This window comes from Marinobacter sp. (genome assembly GCF_033722195.1).
GTDB lineage: Bacteria > Pseudomonadota > Gammaproteobacteria > Pseudomonadales > Oleiphilaceae > Marinobacter.
The window spans coordinates 1-1,925 of the sequence record NZ_JAWVZL010000202.1 but is presented as its reverse complement, the minus strand read 5'-3'; the positions used below and the strand labels follow the sequence as shown (position 1 = coordinate 1,925).

Below are 1,925 nucleotides of genomic sequence, written 5' to 3'. Positions count from 1 at the left end.
GGTGAGGAGGTCGGCCGGCTGTACCCGGAAAAACGCCAGTACTTGGTGCAGCGCAACATCATGACCGAAGCTGGCATCGACGCCGGCCTGTTCCGGGACCTGTTCGTGGCGGTCGGCGAACAGGTGGGGGATAACGCCTGGGCCATGCGGATCCAGTACAAGCCCCTGGTCCGCTGGCTCTGGCTCGGTGCCCTGTTCATGGCGGCGGGCGGCTTTTTGGCCATCGCCGATCGGCGTTACCGGATCAAGGATAAGCAGCCGGCCAGGGCGCCGGCCGCGCAGCCGGAACCGATGGCCGGCAAGGCCTCGGAGGCGTCGGCATGAAGCGGCTGTTTCTGTTCGTTCCGTTGGTGCTGGCGGTGGTGCTGGGTGTGGTGCTCTACGCAGGCATCGGCAAGGACCCCAGCCATCTGGAGTCGGCCCTGATCGGCAAGCCGGTGCCGCCGTTTCAGCTTGCGGACCTGGAGAATCCTGATCGCCAATACGCCAACGATGTGTTCGAGGGCCAGGTGCATCTGCTCAATGTCTGGGGCACCTGGTGCCCGGCCTGCCGGGATGAGCATCCCGACCTGATGTGGCTGGCACGCGACAAGAAGGTTCCCATCATCGGCCTGAACTACAAGGATAATCGGGCGCAGGCACTGGAGTGGCTGGCGCGCCTGGGTGACCCCTACACCGTCAACCTCTTCGATCCCCAAGGCCGGTTGGGGTTTGATCTGGGCGTCTACGGCGCGCCGGAGACTTACGTCATCGACGGCCAGGGTATCGTTCGCTATCGCCATGTGGGGGTGGTGAACGAGAAGGTCTGGCAGGAAACCCTGGCGCCCATTGTTAAACAGTACCGGGAGCAGGACTCATGACCCGAATCCATTGCCTGGTGGCAGCCGTGCTGATGAGCCTCAGTCTCAACCTGCAGGCCGAGGGTGCGGATCTTTACCCGCTGTCGTCGCCGGCGGAGCAGGAACGCTTCCAGGCCCTGACCGAGGAGCTGCGCTGCCCCAAGTGCCAGAACCAGAATATTGCCGATTCCGATGCCCCCATTGCCAAGGACATGCGTGAGGAAGTCCACCGCATGCTGCAACAGGGCGCCAGCAACGAGCAGGTGGTGGACGCTCTGGTGGCCCGCTTCGGCGAATTCGTGCGCTACAAGCCCCAGCTGGAGCCTCGCACTGTCCTGCTGTGGGCGACGCCGGTCATTGTGGTGATTGTGGGGCTGCTGGTCATCACCCTGGTGGTGGTCCGCTCCCGGCGCAACACCGAGACCAGCAGTGCCTTGACCCCCGAGCAACGCCGCCGGGCCGAACAGATCCTGAAAGACGCCGAGGCGCCTTGAGACTGCCCCGTTCCACCGATTCACAGATGGCCGAACTATGATCACCGTTTTCTGGTTTGCCGCCGCCGCCTTGATCGGGCTGGCCCTGGCTTTTGTTGTCTTTCCGCTGCTGTTCCGCCGGCCCCAGGCCCGCGCCGACGCCGACCGTCACCAGCAGAACCTGATGGCCTACCGCAGCCGCATGGCGGAGCTGGATGCCGAGCATCAGACCGGCAACATTGACGATGACAATTACCAGCAGCTTCGTGACGAACTGGCGGGCAGCCTGCTGGATGAAGTGGAAACCCGGGGCGACGGCCACACCGTCCGGCCCGACTACCGCCAGACCGGTGCCCGCACCGTGGCGCTTGTCAGCCTGGTACTGGTGCCGGTGCTGGCGGTGCTGGTCTATCAGCAGCTTGGCTCCATGGACAAGGTGGAAGAGTGGCTGGCCATGCAGGACCAGCAGGCCACCGAGCAGGGCCGCGCCGCGGAGATGGCCACATTGGCGGAACAGCTTCGGGAGCGCCTGGTGGCTAACCCGGACAACGCGGAGGGCTGGGCCATGCTGGGCCGTACCCACATGTCTCTGGAGCAATACCAGGAGGCGGCC

The 1,925-nt window shown here is 64.7% G+C and carries 4 protein-coding genes; all 4 read left to right on the top strand.

Annotated features, from left to right (window positions below; genetic code table 11):
* The coding region (locus R3280_RS16845) for a cytochrome c-type biogenesis CcmF C-terminal domain-containing protein (RefSeq protein ID WP_318999766.1) at positions 1 to 324 on the top strand (324 nt) is incomplete at its 5' end.
* The gene (locus R3280_RS16840) at positions 321 to 860 is read left to right on the top strand and encodes a DsbE family thiol:disulfide interchange protein (RefSeq protein ID WP_318999765.1); all 540 of its coding nucleotides are present in this window, start codon (positions 321 to 323) and stop codon (positions 858 to 860) included. The genes R3280_RS16845 and R3280_RS16840, both read left to right, overlap by 4 nt.
* Positions 857 to 1,333 carry a cytochrome c-type biogenesis protein gene (locus tag R3280_RS16835; protein ID WP_318999764.1) on the top strand — a complete coding sequence of 159 codons (477 nt, stop codon included), beginning with the start codon at positions 857 to 859 and terminating at the stop codon, positions 1,331 to 1,333. Before R3280_RS16840 ends, R3280_RS16835 begins: the two co-directional genes overlap by 4 nt.
* Before the next feature lie 37 nt (positions 1,334 to 1,370).
* The coding region (gene ccmI / locus R3280_RS16830; protein ID WP_318999763.1) for a c-type cytochrome biogenesis protein CcmI at positions 1,371 to 1,925 on the top strand (555 nt) is incomplete at its 3' end.

Coding starts and splice junctions, on each gene's coding strand:
- R3280_RS16840 (WP_318999765.1), top strand. CDS start 321: ATGAAGCGGCTGTTTCTGTTCGTTCCGTTGGTGCTGGCGGTGGTGCTG.
- R3280_RS16835 (WP_318999764.1), top strand. CDS start 857: ATGACCCGAATCCATTGCCTGGTGGCAGCCGTGCTGATGAGCCTCAGT.